Source organism: Salinispira sp., assembly GCF_059431795.1.
In genome coordinates, this window is the sequence record NZ_JBXWXS010000013.1 from 26295 (window position 1) to 45043 (window position 18749).

At 52.7% G+C, this 18749-nt stretch carries 18 protein-coding genes; all 18 read left to right on the forward strand.

What is annotated here, in order from left to right; all coding sequences use genetic code 11:
• Positions 1–11: 11 nt before the first annotated feature.
• The 18 genes from AC52PS_RS03795 to fliG all read left to right on the forward strand — a co-directional run bounded on the left by AC52PS_RS03795 (position 12) and on the right by fliG (position 18747).
• Entirely contained in the window at positions 12–1481 is a 1470-nt protein-coding gene (locus AC52PS_RS03795; RefSeq protein ID WP_495561709.1) for a UDP-N-acetylmuramoyl-tripeptide--D-alanyl-D-alanine ligase, read from the forward strand.
• Positions 1474–2553: a phospho-N-acetylmuramoyl-pentapeptide-transferase gene (gene mraY / locus AC52PS_RS03800; protein ID WP_495561710.1), complete on the forward strand. Its 1080-nt coding sequence runs from the start codon at positions 1474–1476 to the stop codon at positions 2551–2553. Before AC52PS_RS03795 ends, mraY begins: the two co-directional genes overlap by 8 nt.
• A gap of 17 nt (positions 2554–2570) precedes the next feature.
• A complete protein-coding gene (gene ftsW / locus AC52PS_RS03805) occupies positions 2571–3740 on the forward strand; it encodes a putative lipid II flippase FtsW (RefSeq protein ID WP_495561711.1) in 1170 nt (389 codons plus the stop codon).
• The gene (locus tag AC52PS_RS03810; RefSeq protein WP_495561712.1) at positions 3733–4713 is read left to right on the forward strand and encodes a cell division protein FtsQ/DivIB; all 981 of its coding nucleotides are present in this window, start codon (positions 3733–3735) and stop codon (positions 4711–4713) included. The genes ftsW and AC52PS_RS03810 overlap by 8 nt, the downstream gene beginning before the upstream one ends.
• Positions 4700–5938 carry a cell division protein FtsA gene (ftsA, locus tag AC52PS_RS03815; protein WP_495561713.1) on the forward strand — a complete coding sequence of 413 codons (1239 nt, stop codon included), beginning with the start codon at positions 4700–4702 and terminating at the stop codon, positions 5936–5938. The genes AC52PS_RS03810 and ftsA overlap by 14 nt, the downstream gene beginning before the upstream one ends.
• Positions 5939–6123: 185 nt before the next feature.
• The gene (ftsZ, locus tag AC52PS_RS03820; protein WP_495561714.1) at positions 6124–7389 is read left to right on the forward strand and encodes a cell division protein FtsZ; all 1266 of its coding nucleotides are present in this window, start codon (positions 6124–6126) and stop codon (positions 7387–7389) included.
• A 39-nt stretch (positions 7390–7428) separates the two neighbouring features.
• Positions 7429–8334 carry a site-specific tyrosine recombinase XerD gene (xerD, locus tag AC52PS_RS03825; protein ID WP_495561715.1) on the forward strand — a complete coding sequence of 302 codons (906 nt, stop codon included), beginning with the start codon at positions 7429–7431 and terminating at the stop codon, positions 8332–8334.
• Positions 8335–8501: 167 nt separating this feature from the next.
• Complete coding sequence (deoC, locus tag AC52PS_RS03830) at positions 8502–9275, forward strand: deoxyribose-phosphate aldolase (protein ID WP_495561716.1); 774 nt, start codon at positions 8502–8504, stop codon at positions 9273–9275.
• A gap of 31 nt (positions 9276–9306) precedes the next feature.
• Positions 9307–10050, forward strand: a complete 744-nt coding sequence (locus tag AC52PS_RS03835) for a hypothetical protein (RefSeq protein WP_495561717.1) — start codon at positions 9307–9309, stop codon at positions 10048–10050.
• A gap of 5 nt (positions 10051–10055) precedes the next feature.
• The gene (gene dprA, locus AC52PS_RS03840; RefSeq protein WP_495561718.1) at positions 10056–10961 is read left to right on the forward strand and encodes a DNA-processing protein DprA; all 906 of its coding nucleotides are present in this window, start codon (positions 10056–10058) and stop codon (positions 10959–10961) included.
• 56 nt (positions 10962–11017) lie between these two features.
• Entirely contained in the window at positions 11018–11986 is a 969-nt protein-coding gene (locus AC52PS_RS03845; RefSeq protein WP_495561719.1) for a tyrosine-type recombinase/integrase, read from the forward strand.
• A 227-nt stretch (positions 11987–12213) separates the two neighbouring features.
• Entirely contained in the window at positions 12214–12753 is a 540-nt protein-coding gene (gene hslV / locus AC52PS_RS03850) for an ATP-dependent protease subunit HslV (protein ID WP_495561720.1), read from the forward strand.
• Positions 12753–14198, forward strand: coding sequence for an ATP-dependent protease ATPase subunit HslU (gene hslU / locus AC52PS_RS03855; protein WP_495561721.1), 1446 nt, complete (start codon positions 12753–12755; stop codon positions 14196–14198). Before hslV ends, hslU begins: the two co-directional genes overlap by 1 nt.
• A gap of 175 nt (positions 14199–14373) precedes the next feature.
• Positions 14374–14790 (forward strand): flagellar basal body rod protein FlgB, encoded by a 417-nt coding sequence (gene flgB, locus AC52PS_RS03860; RefSeq protein ID WP_495561722.1) that lies wholly within the window; start codon positions 14374–14376, stop codon positions 14788–14790.
• Between the two features lie 12 nt (positions 14791–14802).
• On the forward strand, positions 14803–15261 hold the full coding sequence (gene flgC, locus AC52PS_RS03865) for a flagellar basal body rod protein FlgC (protein WP_495561723.1): 459 nt from the start codon (positions 14803–14805) through the stop codon (positions 15259–15261).
• A gap of 64 nt (positions 15262–15325) precedes the next feature.
• Positions 15326–15667 (forward strand): flagellar hook-basal body complex protein FliE, encoded by a 342-nt coding sequence (fliE, locus tag AC52PS_RS03870; protein WP_495561724.1) that lies wholly within the window; start codon positions 15326–15328, stop codon positions 15665–15667.
• 326 nt (positions 15668–15993) lie between these two features.
• Positions 15994–17700, forward strand: a complete 1707-nt coding sequence (fliF, locus tag AC52PS_RS03875; RefSeq protein WP_495561725.1) for a flagellar basal-body MS-ring/collar protein FliF — start codon at positions 15994–15996, stop codon at positions 17698–17700.
• 3 nt (positions 17701–17703) lie between these two features.
• A complete protein-coding gene (gene fliG, locus AC52PS_RS03880; protein WP_495561726.1) occupies positions 17704–18747 on the forward strand; it encodes a flagellar motor switch protein FliG in 1044 nt (347 codons plus the stop codon).
• The last annotated feature ends 2 nt before the right edge of the window (positions 18748–18749 follow it).

Sequence of the window (18749 nt, forward strand, 5' to 3'; positions counted from 1 at the left end):
GGGAGGGGAGTATGGCCGGGTACCCGGTTGCATTATCACAGGATGAATTTATCCGGAAGGTGAAACAAGACCCTGGGTGGAGAAACTTTATCCTGGACAGCCGGCGGGTAACTCCGGGGACGGTTTTTTTTGCCCTGCGGGGTGAACGGGTAAACGGGCATTCCTACATTCCACAGGCAATCGAAGCCGGCGCCCGGGCGGTTGTTCTGGAACGGCATTATTTTGACAACCATCAACAGAGTCTCTTGGAGGCCGCCGGTCTGGGAGAGCATTGCGATGAAAGCCCGCTGGTCCTTGCCTCAGAATTGTCTGAAGAGCACAGCACGGTGGTGTTTGTTAGCGTGGAGCAGCCCCTTGCCTGTCTGCAAGCCGCCGGCTCCGCCGTATTAGGGCTGAGCAGCGGTCTGCGTATCGGTATTACCGGGAGCAACGGCAAGACCGGCACGAAAGATCTCCTGGCAGCGCTGTTGTCCCAAAATGGCCGTTGTTTCAGTGAACGGGGTAATTACAACTCCGTGATCGGACTTCCGGTTCTCATGGCCCGGGTTCCTCAGGAGAACGATTTCATTGTTCTGGAAATGGCGATGAGCGAGAAGGGGGAAATGGAAACCTTGTCTCGTCTTGTGGTGCCAAACGCCGGGTTGATCACAAACATCGGAACTGCCCATATCGGTAATATTGGCAGCAGGGAGGGAATAGCTGAGCAAAAATTCCAGATTTTTTCCTCCATGCCCCGGGATGGTCTTGCAGTGCTGCCCGACGATGATCCTTATGTCATGAATTATTTAAAAAGGCATCCTCTGAAACAAAAGATCCTGTATTACGGGCTGGGTGAGCAACACGGTTTCAGCATCAGGGAGCAGAGTGCCATGAGTACCAGGATTAGCTATGAGGGCGGGGAGTTTACCCTGCCATTCAGCGGCAGGCATATGCTGCACAATGCCGCAGGGGTTATTGCTTTGGCCCGGGAACTGGGACTTGAAGATGAAGAAATTCAGCAGGGCCTGGAAGCGTTCGAGCTGCCCAAGGGCCGGGGGAATATTCTCCGGGGCAGTTCCGTGTTGATAGATGACAGTTACAACGCCAATGCCGACTCCATGTTTGCGGCCATTGAGCAGGCGGCGCAGATAGCAGATAACAAGGATCTTGTTTTGATTCTCGGGGATATGCTTGAACTGGGGGAATACAGCGAGGAGCATCACCGGAACGTGCTTGCCCACGCTCTGGAATTTTCCCCCGCCGCTGTTTTGCTCCTGGGAGAACATTTTACCCGGGCGGCTGATCAGCTGGGAAGTTCTGTCCACATGCCGCTGCACGCCGCCGAAAATATTGAAGGTATGAAAGAGCTGTGCGGCTCGAAGATTCGTTCCGGGAGCGCCATACTTTTAAAAGGTTCCAGGGGAATGGAGCTGGAACGGGTCATCCCCTTCCTGCCGGGCCTGGAACAAGAACGGGAATCAGGAGGAACGCCCGGTGTTTAAAGAGTTTTTGTATCCTTTGGTGGAGTACTTTACTCCGTTTAACATTTTTCAGTACATAACCTTTCGCTCCGCATACGCTGCGGTCACCAGTTTGCTGATCACCTTTTTGTTCGGCCATCAGATTATCGATTTGCTCAAGAGGCGCCACATAGGTGAGGAGATCCGTGGCGACGGTCCCCAATCCCATGTTAGCAAGACAGGTACGCCTACTATGGGAGGGGTGATGATTATTTTCTCCACCTCCTTTTCTGTGCTGTTGTGGATGGATCCCCGGAATCTGTATACATGGGTGAGCCAGCTGGCGATACTCGGGTTCGGGGCAGTGGGCTTTATTGATGATTATATCAAGGTGTATATGGGCAAGAAGAGCGGGCTCCCCTCCCATGTGAAAATGGCCGGGCAGCTGCTGGTGAGTACCGCCATCATGTTACTGCTTTACTTTAACCGGCATGAGTTTACAACGCTGCTCTATGTACCCATGGTAAAAAATGCGGTGCTGGATCTGGGCGTTTTGTTCATTCCCTTCGGCGTGTTTTGGCTGGTGGGTTTCACCAATGCTGTGAACCTTACCGACGGTCTGGACGGCCTGGCAACCGGCTTGAGTATTATGGTGGGGCTGACATTCGGTGCAATTGCCTACCTCACAGGCCGGGTGGATTTTTCCCAGTATCTTTCAATTCCCTATTTGGCCGGAGCTGAGGAGATCACTATTCTCGCCTTCGCCATGGTTGGAGCATCTGTGGGCTTTCTGTGGTACAACAGCAATCCCGCAGAGGTGTTCATGGGAGATACGGGCAGTCTGATGCTCGGAGGCACCCTTGGGGTTATGTCCATAATGATCAAGAAGGAATTGCTTCTGGTCATAGTAGGGGGCGTATTTGTGCTGGAAACCCTTACGGTCATAATTCAGGTGCTCAGTTACAAGATGAGGAGGAAACGGGTGTTCCTCATGGCTCCACTGCATCACCATTTTGAGCTGAAGGGATGGGCGGAGACTAAGGTTGTACAGCGGTTTTGGATTCTGGGAGGCCTTTTTGCCATCCTCGGATTATCCACGCTGAAAATCCAATAGGAGAAACGGCAAAACGTATGGCACAGGGATTTCAGGCGGAAAAAATACCCAAGCAATCCAGGGGAATAGATGTAATTCTCCTTGCCTCCATCTTATTACTCCTGGGGATTGGTCTCTCGATGCTGTTTTCCGCCTCCTATTACCGGGCCGATTTCCTGTTCAATGATCCCTATCATTTTATCCGCAGTCAATCTATATATGCGGGCCTGGGGGTTTTAGCCGGGCTTATGGTGTTGACCATTCCCATGAATTTCCTGACAAAGCTGATTCCACCAATGATTTTTCTCTCCATCGCTCTCATGCTGCTCACCTTTATTCCCGGAGTCGGTGTGGAGTACCTGGGAGCCAGGCGTTGGATTCAGCTGGCAGGCTACACCTTTCAACCGGCGGAATTGGTGAAACTCACCCTCATTGTATATCTTGCCTATATTTTGGGAAAAAAGCAGGACCGCCTTGACGATGTGGTCAATAGTTTACTTCCCCCGTTTATAATCGTCCTGCTTTTTGTGGCCCTGATTTATCTTCAGAATGACTTCTCATCGGCCATGTTTCTGGGGTTTATCGGATTAACCATGTTTTATATTGCCGGGGTGAGAATGCGCCATTTTATTGCACTGGGGATGGTGGTGATTCCCCTTGGAGTAATTCTTCTGCTCAGCAGGGAACACCGGGTGATCCGGCTTATTTCTTTTCTTGAACCTGAAAAAGACCCCAGCGGAGCCGGGTATCAGGTTTTAGCCTCCCTCTCAGCTCTCCGCAACGGCGGATTTTGGGGAATGGGAATCGGTCAGGGAATACGCAAGCTGGGCGGTCTGCCGGAAGCCCAATCGGATTTTGTGTTTGCAGTGCTTGGTGAAGAGCTGGGCTTTTTGGGGGTGAGCGGAGTGATTCTTCTGTTTGCTCTTCTCGCCTGGCGGGGATACCGGATTGCCACCGAGCAGCAGAATCCCATGTACGGTCTGTTGGCCTATGGAATCACTTCCGCACTGGTGCTCCAGGCCGGTGTGAATATGGCCGTTGTTTCCGGGATGATTCCCGCAACCGGGATTCCTATGCCGTTTTTTGCCTCAGGCGGGTCGTACCTTCTGATTACCATGATTCTGTCCGGACTGCTTTTGAAGCTTTCAATGCAAAGAAGCGGAATAGAGGAAAATGAAGCTGAAACCCGGGAGTACGCCTATGGCTGATTATCTCTCAGGTCATACTGTTCCGCACGGACGCCCGGGATCCGAGTACCGCTATGATAATTTTGCAGATCGTATATCCTCCGGCCAGCAGTATTCCGGAAATCCGGGTTCCCGGGATTTTTCTGGAGAGACCGGTTCGGAACGACCGGGAGCGTCAGAAGAGTTGAACGGGGGGCGAAAAAAGAACAATTTCAATCGGGCTCAAATGATCCGGAGAGTCCTTAATATTTTGATCATCCTCCTGCTTGGGGTACTGGTACTTGAGCTGGTGTTCCATGTGCTCATTGCACCGAGTCTTGAGTTGAAACATGTGCAGCTGGACAGCGATTTGACCATGACAATGAAGGAAGTTGAACAGGCAGGAGGCTTTTCCACCGGAGACGCTTTCTACCGCCTGAGTGAAGCGGATATCCAGTCCCGGCTACAGGCCCTCCCGGAGGTACTGGAAGCAGAAGTTGAACGCATCTTTCCCGATTCATTGGGAGTCCGGATCCGCCAGAGAGAAGAGATGGCCATACTAATGCTCCAGACTGAACGGGGTGTGGTTCCCGCCGCAGTGGATTCCCAAGGGGTTATCTTCCGCAGTGGAAAAGAAATCCGTAACTGGGAGCTTCCGGTTATCCATGGTATAGAGCTTGAACAGACCGAGCCGGGGGTACAGCTGAACACAGCTCAGCAGAGAATGCTGGAAGACGTACATGCCATTATGAACGAGTCCCCTCAGGTTCTCAGGGCGTTCAGCGAATTGCGAATGGATGAAGTGTATCCGGGGATATACGAATGGGTGCTGATTCCCGTACATATGCACGTGAAGCTCCGGGCAGCCATGGGGCTCGATGCGGAGCGTACACTGTTTATGCTCAAGACCCTGGATATGTTGAAGGATAGAGGCCTCGAAGGAATTGACGAGATTGATTTCAGGACCGGTGACGTGATATACAGCAATGAGAGGGGAGAGTATGGCCTGGAGTGATCCAATAGTAGGCCTGGATATCGGCACCACACGGGTGTGTGCGATTATCGGGGAATACAACGAAAACGAAGAGCTGGAAATTCTCGGGGTAGGAGTGAGCCCCTCCAACGGCCTGCGCAAGGGCGTGGTTATTAATATCGAAGCCACCCAGAAATCGGTGCTGGAAGCGGTGGAGCAGGCCGAGCAAATGGCCGGGCGGGAAGTTGAATCCGTGGTGGCAAGCATTGCCGGCCCCCATATCGAAGGGATCAATTCCCGGGGGGTTGTTGCGGTAAACAGCAAGGGCCGGGAAATCACCCAAAACGATGTGGACCGGGTCATGGAAGCCGCGCGGGCAGTGGTTCTTCCCATGGACCGGGAAATCATTCATCTCTTGCCCCAGGAATATCTGGTTGACGAACAGCGGGGGGTCAAGGATCCCAGAGATATGATCGGAGTCCGTCTGGAGGCAGAGGTTCATCTTATTACCGCATCCATTACCGCCGCACAGAACTTAATTAAATGCATCAACCGGGCCGGCCTGAAGGTAAGTGAAATGATGTACGAATCCCTGGCAGCTTCCAGGGCATCTCTGACTCCCGAGGAGAAAGAGATCGGTACACTGTTTATCAATATCGGCGGGGGAACCACCGACATCATGCTCTATTTGAACGGAGCCCCTCATTACACATCAGTGCTTCCTCTGGGCGGGAAGGAAGTCAGTTCCGACATCGGCATCATCTTAAAGATACCCTTTGAAGAAGCGGAAAAGATTAAGATTCGGGACGGATTCTGTCTCGAAGCAGTGGTGGAGGAAGGGGGCGAACCGGTGATTATCCCGGGAGTCGGAGGCCGGCCGCCCCTCTCTACCGACAGAAATACCATTTGTTCGTATATTCAGCCCAGAATGACAGAGATTTTTGAAATGATTAAAAAGCGTGTGGAGAGTGAGGCGGGGTTCACTGCCTGGCAGAGTCTTGGCGGAGTTGTGCTCAGCGGCGGCGGCGCCATGCTGCCTGGAACCGTGGAGTTGGCTCAAAGTATTTTTCCTACTGCTGTTCGCATGGCCGAGCCCTTCGGCGTGAACGGTCTCAGCCGTGAGGTATGCCGCCCAGACAGGAGTACGGCCTACGGGCTGGTTCTCCAGGGGGCTCAGCAGGCGCTGCTTCAGGGACCGGTTATCCGGGATACCAGGAGTCGAAAAGGAGGCGGGCTGAAGCAATGGCTGCGCAATTTCTTTGAATAACGGAGCTTTTGTGATACAGAGGTTTTCCTCTGTCTTGAGTAGGTCTTTCAAAACGTCGGTTTTGAAATCCGCTCTAGATTTTGGAATGAAAACAGGATAGAATAAGAACATAGGGCGAACGAAACAGCCTTTTTGCCATGGAGGGTCGGACTGCAGCCGGCCTCAGCATATTTCGGGAGGGGAATATGAAGTTACACATACTAGAGGATAATGCCGCAACCGGGGACCCCGCGGCAGAGCCTCAGACCACGGGCGATGCCCACATCCGCAGCGGAACCAGCCCGACGGTAATTACCGTTGTGGGAGTGGGCGGCGGCGGAAGCAATGCCGTTAACCGCATGATTGAAACGGGCCTGCTGGATGTCAATTTTATTGCCATGAATACAGACCAGCAGGCGCTTCACGGAAGCATGTCCAAGATCCAGGTTGCCCTGGGGCAGAAACTCACCGGCGGTCTGGGTGCCGGCGGAAATCCCGAAGTGGGTGAACATGCCGCCATTGAAGACACCGAGCGTATCCGTGAGCTTCTGGGTGGTTCCGATATGGTGTTTATTACCGCCGGGATGGGCGGGGGCACCGGCACAGGAGCCGCTCCTGTTATTGCCCAGATCGCCAAGGAACTGGGAATACTCACCGTTGCGGTTGTGACCAAACCCTTCCATTTTGAGGGATTGCGGAAGCAGAAAATAGCCCAGGGCGGCATCGACAAGCTGAGAGAGCACGTGGACACCCTTATCACCATACCCAACCAGCATCTGCTGAGCATCGTGGAAAAAAACACCCCCATAAGGCAGGCATTTCTGGTGGCCGATGATGTGCTCCGGCAGGGCGTACAGGGTATATCCGACCTTATAACCCAGGAAGGTGATATAAATATCGACTTTGCGGATGTGCGCACCATCATGATGGGTAAGGGTGACGCTATTATGGGCATCGGAATCGGAACCGGCGCGAACCGGGCCGTGGATGCAGCCACCAATGCCATCAATAATCCGCTTCTGGAAGATGCGAACATTGAAGGTGCCAAAGGCCTTTTGGTGAATGTATCCGGAGGAAGCAACTTCGCCCTCAACGAGTATCAGGAAGTGATGGACATTATCACCGCAAATGCCGATGACGATGCTCTGGTTATTGCCGGTACCGGGGTGGACGAGCGTCTTGGAGAAGAATTGAAAGTCACGGTGATTGCAACCGGGTTCTATCAGAGCAGCAGTCGAAGCGGGGCAATCCGCCCGGCAGCAGTTGAACAGACGGTGGAGGAAGAAGCACCCGCTGAGAACCAGAGCGGAAGCTCCGCCTACATCAGTTTGAACGATTGGAATAAAATGACCGGGAAAAGCGATTCTCGACCGGCACCGGAGCCAGGGGGAGACACATCCCGTCTGTACAATGACGATGAACTGGACATTCCGGCGTACATCAGGCATCAGCGGAATAAAAACCGGGATTGATCCGGGGCCTCCCTCGGCGGGAGGGGCGGAGAACAGAAGATGGACCCGGGACAATTTTTTATAGATCATCTCAAATTCGAACTCCAGCTTGCGGACCGAACGGTTGAGACCTACGGTCGGGAGATCCGGAATTTCCTGAAATTTCTCACGGCCAGAGGCAGAATGCTGAATGGCTGCGACGAGGCGGTGATTCAGGAGTATCTTGTTCTACGCCGTAAAGCCGGAGTGGATGACCGCACTGTGGCCAAAATTATTTCCGCCCTGCGCCAATTCTTTTTTTATCTCATGAAAGAACAGGAAGTATCGTCCAACCCCTGTCTGAGTCTTGAAATGCCCCGTATACCCCGGACTCTCCCCGGGGTTCTGAGCGTGGAGGAAGTTGAACTGATTCTGGAACAGATCGATACCGAATCGCCATTGGGGCTGCGGGACCGTTGTCTGTTCGAGCTGATCTACTCCTGCGGGCTGCGCATTTCCGAGGCGGTGGATTTGACCCTGGAAAGGGTGCATATGGATGAGTCCCTTATTCGGGTGAGAGGCAAGGGCGATAAGGAGCGGATTGTCCCCATGGGGGAGGAAGCCGCATACTGGATCCACCGATATATTCACCAGGGACGCAGCAAGCTGTATAATGCACAACGGAGCGAACGCTTTGTATTCCTGAATCACTTCGGCGGCAAACTTTCCCGGAAAGGGATGTGGAAGAAATTCAAGGAAATAAGCCAGCGTGCGGGGATCTCCGCCAAAGTCCACACCCTGAGGCACAGCTTCGCCACCCATCTGCTGGAGGGGGGAGCGGATCTCCGCTCAGTGCAGACCTTGTTGGGACATGCGGATATCAGCACCACACAGATCTACACCCATGTGGACAGGGACGACTTGCAGGATTATCATACAAAATATCACCCCCTGGCAGAACCATCGCCGGGGAAGGGCGGCGGCTGAGCCGTGGAATTCGCCTGCAGGCGGCTCGTGGAAACCTCCGGGACAGCTCCGGCTGCTCTACGGGAACAGCTCTCCGGCCGCTCTAATCGAATAGCTGTCCGACCGGTCTATGAGAACAGCTGTGGGTGCCAAATGGCCCAATGACCTACATGCATGAAGGAGCATTTATGAATATTCAAAAAATCGAAGAACAATTACGAAGCTATTTTGCCTCCAGGGGAGTGTCTCTTCCCGGTGCTTTTCCCTGCCCCGAACCCCAGCATAGCGGCGGGAAACGGGAATTGAAAAGCTATTTTGACCACACCCAGCTGAAGCAGGCTGCGGGCAGGGAAGAATATGAAAAGCTATACGATGAAGCTCTTGAATATGAACCGTTTTCGGTGTGCATACCATCCAGCCGTCTTCCCCGGGCCGCCCTGAGGCTGAAGGACAGTCCGGTGAAACTGTGTACCGTGGTGGGATTTCCCTGGGGATACGATGCCACCGAAGCAAAGGTGGCCGAGACGGTACAGGCCATACGTGAAGGGGCGGACGAGATCGATATGGTAATTGCCCTGGGCTTTCTGAAAGACGGAGATTTTCTCCATGTGTATGAGGATATCCGCAAGGTTGTTCGGGCTGCCGACGGCAGGCTGGTAAAGGTGATTCTTGAAACCTCAGAACTGAGCGATGAAGAAATAGTACAAGCCTCCTTTATTGCCGGCTGGGCCGGGGCCTGGTTCATTAAAACCTCAACCGGGTTTGCCTCCGGGGGTGCCAGCGTTCATGCAGTGAAGCTTATGCGGGAAGTGGGCGGCAGCATTCTCGGGGTGAAGGCCAGCGGCGGAATCCGTAACCGGGAGTTCACCCTTGAACTGATCGATGCCGGTGCGGACAGGATCGGCGCCAGTGCAACCGCTGCAATCCTTACCGGCTCAGATTCCGGAGGATCAGGATACTGAGCCCGAATGGTGTTTTCCAGGGGAGGAAGGGATGAAAAACAGATCTGTACCGGTATTCCGGTGGATTGGCATAACCGGCGGAATCTTGCTGCTTCTCTTTATGACTGTCTCCTGCTCTTCCGGGGAATCCCCGGGGTTCATCAATAGCCTGATTCGGCTCAGTCCCAACCGATACAGCGATGAGCCTCCCAGTGAAGCCCAATTGGAGGAATGGAAGCAGGAAATTCGCCGATACAAGGCAATTATTGAGGAAAAGATCGAAGCGGCGGGATCTGCGGTGAACTTTCACAAGCTTCTGGCTGAAGAGTACTCCCGCCTGGGTATGCATAAGCTTGCCCTGGATAACTATGAGGCAATTCTTGAAATTGAGCCCGCAAACCATGTGGTTCTCTACTCAGCGGGAGTCTCGGCGGGGCAGTATGCCCTTTCCCGTCCCGCTGATCAGGAGAAAATGGAGTATCTGAAACGTGCCCAGGGGTATTACCGCCGGGCTGTTGAGGTAAACCCCGGCTACAAGGACCCCTATGTGGGACTTGCGGTGCTTCATGTTTTCGAATTCGACCAGATAGAGGAGGGCAAGCGGGTGGTGAATCAGGGACTTGAGATCTTCCCCGATGATTCCCGGCTGCTCTTTGTTCTGGCCCGCATCGCCCTTCTTGAAGACCGAACCGAGGACGCAATAGCCATTTATACCCGGATCGCAGATACTGCCCGGAGACCCGATGAAAAAGACGCTGCTATCCGCAATCGGGAAGCGCTTTTATCCGGTGAATAGGATGAATGCTTCAACGGATAGATCTGGCGATCCACAGAATTTCATTTCTCAGTACCGCGGAAAAGCTCATTCTCCAGGGGCTCAATCTTAATGAAAACAGATTCCAGAACCTGACCAGGTATGGTCTGTATGAAATGGGTCTGGGGACTCCGGGGAAGGGGAAAAATTTTTGCCCCCGGGACATTTTTGCTCTCAGTAAACGGGATGAGCAATGGCTCGAACGGCCAGGCTGCCATGCCCTGGGAATCTGGGAGCCCTCATATCCCTGGCTGTTGAAACAGATATACAATCCTCCCTTTGTTCTGTTTATCCGCAGTCGGGTTCCCCCGGGGCCGGGATTTTCCGGCGATATGAGCCAGGCAATGGTTGGGACCCGTACGCCCAGTGTGGCAGGCTATGAGGGTGCACACCGATTGGCGGGGGAGCTGGCCAGGAGGGGAATTAGCGTAGTCTCAGGACTGGCCCGGGGTATCGATACCGCATGTCACAATGGAGTGCTGAGTACGCCGGGGATTACCCACGCAGTGTTGGGACATGGTCCGGATATGGTGTATCCCGCTTCCAACCGCGGGCTGGCCTCCCGGATAATCGCTTCCTCCGGTTCCCTCATATCCGAATATCCCCCGGGGACCGAACCCAGGCCCTACCGTTTTCCTGAGCGGAACAGGATTATTTCCGGTCTCAGCCATTCAGTCATCGTTCTTGAGGCTCCCGAAGGCTCGGGAGCGCTGATTACCGTAGATTATGCCTTGGAGCAGGGACGGGATGTGTGTGTTCTGGGAGGGGTGAATACCCGACGAAATCAGGGCGGGCTTCAGCTGCTGAATCAGGGCGCCTGGGAGGTGTATTCAGCTGAAGATGTGCTCAGTTATGTATTTCCCGGGTTGGAAACGAATTCTCTTGAACAATGACATTTTCAGTCCCGGCGGCTCATTGTTCCCATGAACGATGACGATGATGTGATTATATGCAAGACGATTATCAGAATTTGGTAGATGACTATATGGAATACCTCGACGCTGTTCGGGGCCTTTCATCCCACACCCTTTCCGCCTATCGGCGGGATATCAGCCAATATATTCTCTGGCTTGAATCCCGGGAGGAGGATCCCCTTGCTGCGGATGACCGTACTCTCCGGGCCTACATGGGCTGGCTGGGGAGAAAGGAGTCGGCTGCCAGAACGGTGAACCGCAAGCTCTCAGCGATACGAAGTTTCTACCGCTTTCATGCCAGAAGGAGTCCATCCCGGGGGGAGGGAAAGGCGGCTCCGGTACCAGGCGTCAGAGGGGTAAAAACCCCGAAGGATTTACCGGAATTCCTGTATGAGGATGAAATGAACGCATTGCTGAGGGAGCTTGAGCAAGGGGCTTCTGACTATTTCGGCTGGAGGGATCTTCTGATTGCCCATCTTTTCTACAGTACCGGCTGCCGGCTTGGTGAACTCAGTGGAATCCATGCGGAACAGCTTGAACGGGATTCCGCCAAACTTCGTATCCGGGGAAAAGGCGGGAAGGAGCGGGTGGTTTTTCTTTCCCGCCGAACACGCCAGCTCATACCCGAATATCTGCGCCGACGGAAAGATTTTCTGAAAGAGAACGACGGGCCGAAAGCTCTTTTTCTCAACAGGAACCGACGGGCTTTGAGCCCCAGGGGAATTCAGTATATACTTGGAAATATCAGTACAAGCCGGAATTTACCCGGGTCGCTTCATCCGCATATGTTTCGTCACAGCTTTGCCACCCATCTGATGAATAACGGTGCGGATATCAGGATGGTCCAGGAAATGCTGGGGCATGAGAACCTCAGCACCACCCAGGTCTATACTCATACAAGCCTGGGAGCACTCAGGGACTTATACCGGAACGCCCATCCCCACAGCCGCCGCCGAAAGAGCGGCGGGGCGGAAGAATCCGGGGATGCCCCGCCGGTCCAATGAGGAATTTTTCCTGTTCACCGGACGCTTCCATAGGTATATTTGCCCATTGAACCGGAAGAGTTCCAAGCTGCCTGCTGAAAAGTCTGGCTGTCGGGTGAAAAGTCTGGCCGTCCGGTGAAAAGCCCGGCCAGCGACTGCGGCGGGCATATTGAGAGACTGCTTCTAAAAACTGGATTTTTGGACGCGTCTTGATGACTCAATCATATTTATTCACAGAAGGAGGGTGGATGGCTGAGAAGATACGCAGCACCACCGTAATTGCTGTAAAAAAAGACAACAGTATTGCAATGGCAGGTGACGGACAGGTCACCATGGGAAATGCGGTCATGAAGGGCAATGCCAAGAAGGTGCGCCGGATTTACGACGGGAAAGTGCTCGTGGGTTTTGCCGGAGCTACCGCGGACGCCTTTACGCTTTTCGATAAATTCGAAGCCAGCCTCAAAGAATTCACCGGCGACATAACCCGAGCGGCGGTGGAGTTGGCAAAACTTTGGCGAACCGACCGGATGCTGAGGAAGCTGGAAGCTCTGCTGCTTGTAGCCGATAAGGATCAGATGCTCCTGATCTCTGGAACAGGAGATGTAATTGAACCGGAAACCGGAGCCATTGCCATCGGCAGCGGAGGAAACTATGCATATGCCGCCGCCCTGGCGTACATGGACGCAAGTGAGCTCAGCGCCGGAGATATTGCCAAGCGGAGTCTTCAGATTGCAGGAGATATCTGTATTTACACCAACCAGAACATCGTTGTTGAGGAGTTGCATTGATGCTGAAGCTTGAGGATTTGACTCCGCGCCAGATTGTTAAAGAGTTGGATCGATATATTATCGGTCAGGAAAAGGCAAAGAAGGCGGTGGCCATTGCGCTGAGAAACAGGGTCCGCCGACAAAAACTGCCGGAAGATTTGGTAGATGAAGTGGCTCCCAAAAATATTATCATGATGGGTCCCACCGGCGTAGGGAAAACAGAAATTGCCAGGCGTTTGTCCAAATTGACGGGTGCTCCATTCGTTAAGGTTGAAGCCACTAAATATACTGAAGTGGGCTATGTGGGGCGGGACGTGGAGTCCATGGTGCGGGATCTGATGATGGTCTCGGTAAATATGGTAAAAAGTGAACTCCAGGAAGAGGTGCGGGAAGAAGCGGAAGAGCGGGTGGAAGAGCAGCTGCTGGACCTATTGCTTCCCGGAAGCCGGAAGACCCCGAAAAGCGGCGGAGGAATGGCGGGACTCTTTTCCAAGCGCAACGGCGAAGCGCCGAATGAAGCTGGTTCCGATGTGAAGGAGCTCCCTGCAGCCTCCGATTCCCCTCAGGAGGCCGACAGTTCTCAGGTTTCCGATACCACCCGGGAGAAGTTCCGACAAAGGTTGAGAGACGGCAAGCTTGAGGAAAAAGAGGTTGAGATTTCCGTTTCCAAGAGCAATATGCCAGCAATTGAAATCTTCTCAGGCCAGAATCTGGAAGAAATTGATCTGAATCTGGGCAGTCTGGGAAATATATTCGGCGGGAAAAAGAAGAAAAAACAGACCACCATTGCCCGGGCCAGGGAAATCCTTCTTACCGAGGAAATGGAACGGATGGTGGACACCGACCGGGTTGCTGATATTGCACGCCATCGGGTGGAAAGTCTGGGCATCATATTTATCGATGAGATAGACAAAATTGCGGTGAAAGAGGGGCGCAACAGCGGAGATGTGAGCCGTGAAGGCGTACAGCGGGATATTCTCCCCATTGTGGAAGGCAGCAAGGTGAACACCAAATTCGGTGTGATCGACACCTCCCATATTCTCTTTATTGCTGCCGGAGCCTTCCATATGAGCAAACCCAGTGACCTTATTCCCGAGCTTCAGGGACGCTTTCCCATTCGGGTTGAGCTGGAAGCTCTCACCACCGATGATTTTTATAATATCCTCACCCAGCCCCAGAATGCACTCACCATACAGTACATAGAGCTGATGAAAACCGAGGGAGTTACAATTGATTTCACCGATGAAGCCATCAGGGAACTGAGCCGTCTCGCAGCGGATGTAAACAGCCGAACCGAAAATATCGGTGCACGCCGCCTTCACACCATTATGGAGCTGTTGCTTGAAGAACTGTCCTTTACCGCCCCGGAGCTGAACGGACAATCTATTCCAATTACCCCCGAGTATGTGCGGGAGCGTCTGAGCGATATTGTTCAGGATCAGGACTTGAGCCGCTATATCTTGTAGGCCCGGCCTCTCAAAGCCCGGCCTCCCAAAGCCCGGCCTCCCAAAGCCCGGATTCCCAAAGCCCGGCCTCTCGCCGGGTGGAGGGGGCTCAGATTTTCAAAAAAACAGGGCAAAACCCCTTATCATTTTTCATTCCCTTCCGATGATGAAATCAGAGTAATCTTCGGGAGGGATTATGTATACCAATAACAACTGGGGTAAAAGCCTGGATATCCTCCAGCGTAATATGAGTGTGAACCTCTACCGGCAGGAAGTAGTGGCCAATAATATTGCCAATGCAGACACCCCGAATTTCAAACGCCAGGAAGTGAACTACGAAACCAGCCTGAAGAAGGCCCTGGATAGCGAAAATCGTCAGGTTTTCGATGCATACCTCACCAACGATAAACATGTGGCTTTCGACCGGGAAATTGACTATCGCACCGTAGTTCCCAGAAGGGTGACCGATTTTCTTACCACAGCCAAAAACAACGGAAATAACGTAGATATTGAAGTTGAATCTACCAATTTTATTAACGCCCAATTGTCCTATAACCTGATGGTCAGCGCGGTGAATCATAATTTTAATAATCTGAATATAGTACTGCAGTAAGGAGGCAGCTGAATGGGAATGTTTTCCACTCTAAATATCGCATCCAGCGGACTGACAGCCCAACGGCTCCGTCAGGATGTAATTGCCAATAATATTGCCAACGTGGAGACCACCCGGACCCCCGAAGGCGGGCCCTATCGGCGAAGTCGGGTGATCGTGGCTCCCAGCGCTCAGGGAACAACCTGGAAAAGTCAGTATTTTCCCAAGGCCCTGGATTCGGGAGTGGGCCGCGGTGTGCAGGTAGTGGAGATCGATAAAGATATGGATGATCCCCTGCGGCTGGTATATGACCCCACCCACCCGGATGCAATCAAGGCGGGGCCCCAGGCGGGATATGTGGAGTATCCCAATGTGAATGTGGTGGAGGAAATGACTGACCTCATTTCCGCATCCAGGAGTTATGACGCAAATATCGCAGTTGTGGACGGTGCGAAGAACATGTTCATGAAGGCATTGGAAATCGGCCGCTAATCCCCGGAAGAAAAACCTTAAGTTCCCGGCCTGAAGGTCGAGGATTAATACCGGGAGGAGAACTATGAGTATACAATTCAGCGGGAATTTTCTAAGTCCGGCTCAGGTTTCCGGCGATCAGTTTGCATTGTACAAGACCCACGGTTCCCATGTCGGTAATGAGGGCTTGAGTGCACCGGAGGGGCAGAAAAGTTTCGGTCAGATGCTCTTCGACTCCCTGGAAGGGGTGAACCAGGAACAGCAGTTCGCCCATGATATCTCGGTTCAGGCAGTAGCCGATCCCGACTCCGTGGATCCCCACGATGTGACAATAGCCATGGCCAAGGCAAACCTAAGCCTGAGTATTACCAAGAACGTAGTGGATCGGGTGGTTCAGGCGTATCAGGATATTACAACATTACGCTAACGGCACTCTCCGGGGAGGGGTGATCTTCCCCGGTAATACATCTAAAAAATCTCCTAACACAGTGTGTGTGCGCCCGGCTGAACCCCTTGTTGAGCATCCGAGGCGCTTTTTTTTGTGTTTTATCTCAATTATCACTGGAAGTTTATGTTTTTTCCATGTAGAATTCCATTTGTGTAGGTCTATGTTTGCACATTCTGTTCTTTGATAGGCACCGCCAGTGGAAATGCTCGGATTTCTGAGCCCACCGGCCTTTGTGCCACTCCGGAATTTTGCCTGACTCTTGCAGGTGGTGTGCAGCTTTTCCGTTCAGTTCTTTGGGAGGGGATATGAACGAATGGTTTAAGAAGCTGTTTGACCAGATAAAGACCATATGGTCTAAATGGTCAACTCTACAGCGGATAATCTTCATCGGCGTCGGCCTCGCGGCCATTGCCGGTGTAACGGCACTGATACTCTTCAGTGCGTCTCCAAGTATGGAACCAATTCTCACTCAACCGGTAACCGATGAAACGCTGCGCCAGCAGATCGGCGCTCGTCTGGACACCGAAGGTATTGAGTATGAGGTAACCGCCGACAATATTCTCATGGTGAAAGACCGCCCCACCGCACTGCGTGCCAGGGCAATCCTTTCCACCGAAGGGCTTTTGCCCGGGGATACCGACCCATGGGCACTTTTTGATATGGACCGTTGGACCATCACCGATTACGAACGGGATGTGAACCTTCGCCGATCCATTACCAATCAGCTCATACAGCATATTGAAGCCCTGGACGATGTGGACGATGCAAGCGTAACCATTGTCATGCCTGAAAAAACCCTGTTCTCCGAAGATCAGGATCCGGTCACCGTTTCAATCATTATTACCCCCAAACCCGGCAGCGATATCGTAGAAAACCGTAACGAACTTGAAGGGATTCAGGAACTGGTGCAGTTTGCGGTTCCCGGACTTACCGCCGATTACATCACCATTTCAGATACATCGGGACGGAAGCTCAACGATTTCGAAGGCATGGCGGATTTTGACCGTCTTTCATTAAACAAACGGGAGCTGGAGCTGAAGCGGGAGCTTGAGCAGCAGTATATACGGCAGATTAAAAATTCCCTGTCCGGCATTTTTACTAAAGACAGAATTGAGATTCTCAATATTGAAGTGGATCTGGACTACGGAAACCGGCAGACCGAGAAGGAAGAGTTTTTTCCTATTGTGATCACCCCGGACAATCCGGCCACGCCGTTCAGTGAGCGGGAAACCACCCTGAACGTTCTTCGTTCCCGGGAAAACTTCGATGAAAACTACCAGGGAAGCGGGTTCAATCCCGAAGGACCTCCTGGGGTGGAAGGTCAGACTCCGCCGAGCTACCAGGACCTTGAAGGGCTTGTGGGGGAATACAGCCGAAGCCAGGATAAGGAAAATTTCGAAATTAACCGCCAGGTGACAACTGAGACCGGTTCCCCCAGCATTGAGCGGATTTCCGTGGGGGTGGCCATCGATGGTGTGTGGCAATGGCAGTATATGGATAACGGCCAGGTGGATATAAACCCCGACGGGAGCATTAACAGAACCTACTCTCCTGTGAGTCAGGAACAGTTGGATAGAGCAACGGAGCTGATTCAGGGAGCGGTGGGGTTCAGTCAGAACCGGGGTGATGTGGTGACGGTTCGAACCATTCCTTTTGACCGAAGTGAGCAGCATCGGGCGGAGGACGACGAGTTTCGCAAACGCCAGCAGACACAGCAGATTATTCTCTTTTCTCTGCTGGGTATTGTGGTTCTCCTGATTGTCTTTATTGTATTCCGTTTGATTACCCGGGAAATCGAGCGTCGCCGTCGACTGCGGGAAGAAGAGCTTGCACGGCAGCATCAGGCAATGCGTGAAGCCGCCCTTCGAAGTGCGGAAGAAGAAAGCGCAGAAGTGGAAATGTCGGTTGAAGAGCGTGCACGGCTTGAGATGCAGGAAAATGCCATCAATATGGCCAGAGAACATCCCGAGGATGTTGCACAGCTGATCCGAACCTGGCTGATGGAGGAGTAGGATATGGCTAAGCAGTCACAGGCAGGTGGAAAACGGGGCGGCCAGAAACGTGAAATGAACGGCCGCCAGAAAGCCGCCATTTTTCTGGTCACCCTGGGAAGCGAAATATCATCCGAAATATTCAAACACCTCAGGGAAGATGAAATAGAAACCCTAACATTTGAGATCGCAAGACTGGAAAGTATCGAGTCTGAAGAGCGGGATATGGTCCTTACCGAATTTCAGGAACTGATGATGGCTCAGGACTTCATCACCACCGGGGGCATCGATTATGCCCGGGAACTCCTGGAAAAAAGCCTCGGAAGCCAAAAGGCGGTGGATATTATCAACCGCCTCACATCCAGTCTTCAGGTCCGCCCCTTTGACTTTATCCGGCGAACCGATCCCACCCATTTGCTGAACTTTATTCAGCAGGAGCATCCCCAGACCATTGCGCTGATTCTGGCGTATCTGGAACCGAATAAGGCTTCGGTAATTCTGGGAAGTCTACCCCATGATATTCAGTCGGATGTGGCCAAGCGTATTGCCACCATGGACCGGACGCTCCCTGAAGTTCTTCGGGAGGTTGAACGGGTTTTGGAGAAGAAACTTTCAACCCTCAGTTCCGAAGACTACACCTCCGCCGGAGGTGTTGAAAGCATCGTGGAGATCCTCAACCTGGTTGACCGCTCCACCGAAAAAGTAATTATAGAGAGCCTGGAAGAAGAAGACCCCGAGTTGGCAGAAGAGATCAAGAAGCGAATGTTCGTATTCGAAGATATCGTGATGCTGGACGACAGGGCCATTCAGAAGGTTATGCGGGAAGTGGATACTGCCGAGTTGGCTAAGGCGCTAAAGTCGGTGGATACTGAAGTACAGGATAAGATATTCCGGAATATGTCCAAACGTGCCAGTCAGCTGCTGAAAGAGGACATGGAGTATATGGGTCCCATCCGGATGAAGGATGTGGAAGAAGCTCAGCAGAAGATTGTTTCCATTATCCGGAAGCTTGAGGAGCAGGGCGAAATTGTTGTTGCACGGGCCGGTGAAGATGAACTTGTGGTATAATT

What these genes read in the sequence shown, in the direction of transcription:
- AC52PS_RS03795 (WP_495561709.1), top strand. Translation starts at nt 12, where the DNA reads ATGGCCGGGTACCCGGTTGCATTATCACAGGATGAATTTATCCGGAAG.
- ftsW (WP_495561711.1), top strand. Translation starts at nt 2,571, where the DNA reads ATGGCACAGGGATTTCAGGCGGAAAAAATACCCAAGCAATCCAGGGGA.
- AC52PS_RS03810 (WP_495561712.1), top strand. Translation starts at nt 3,733, where the DNA reads ATGGCTGATTATCTCTCAGGTCATACTGTTCCGCACGGACGCCCGGGA.
- ftsA (WP_495561713.1), top strand. Translation starts at nt 4,700, where the DNA reads ATGGCCTGGAGTGATCCAATAGTAGGCCTGGATATCGGCACCACACGG.
- ftsZ (WP_495561714.1), top strand. Translation starts at nt 6,124, where the DNA reads ATGAAGTTACACATACTAGAGGATAATGCCGCAACCGGGGACCCCGCG.
- xerD (WP_495561715.1), top strand. Translation starts at nt 7,429, where the DNA reads ATGGACCCGGGACAATTTTTTATAGATCATCTCAAATTCGAACTCCAG.
- deoC (WP_495561716.1), top strand. Translation starts at nt 8,502, where the DNA reads ATGAATATTCAAAAAATCGAAGAACAATTACGAAGCTATTTTGCCTCC.
- AC52PS_RS03835 (WP_495561717.1), top strand. Translation starts at nt 9,307, where the DNA reads ATGAAAAACAGATCTGTACCGGTATTCCGGTGGATTGGCATAACCGGC.
- dprA (WP_495561718.1), top strand. Translation starts at nt 10,056, where the DNA reads ATGCTTCAACGGATAGATCTGGCGATCCACAGAATTTCATTTCTCAGT.
- AC52PS_RS03845 (WP_495561719.1), top strand. Translation starts at nt 11,018, where the DNA reads ATGCAAGACGATTATCAGAATTTGGTAGATGACTATATGGAATACCTC.
- hslV (WP_495561720.1), top strand. Translation starts at nt 12,214, where the DNA reads ATGGCTGAGAAGATACGCAGCACCACCGTAATTGCTGTAAAAAAAGAC.
- hslU (WP_495561721.1), top strand. Translation starts at nt 12,753, where the DNA reads ATGCTGAAGCTTGAGGATTTGACTCCGCGCCAGATTGTTAAAGAGTTG.
- flgB (WP_495561722.1), top strand. Translation starts at nt 14,374, where the DNA reads ATGTATACCAATAACAACTGGGGTAAAAGCCTGGATATCCTCCAGCGT.
- flgC (WP_495561723.1), top strand. Translation starts at nt 14,803, where the DNA reads ATGGGAATGTTTTCCACTCTAAATATCGCATCCAGCGGACTGACAGCC.
- fliE (WP_495561724.1), top strand. Translation starts at nt 15,326, where the DNA reads ATGAGTATACAATTCAGCGGGAATTTTCTAAGTCCGGCTCAGGTTTCC.
- fliF (WP_495561725.1), top strand. Translation starts at nt 15,994, where the DNA reads ATGAACGAATGGTTTAAGAAGCTGTTTGACCAGATAAAGACCATATGG.
- fliG (WP_495561726.1), top strand. Translation starts at nt 17,704, where the DNA reads ATGGCTAAGCAGTCACAGGCAGGTGGAAAACGGGGCGGCCAGAAACGT.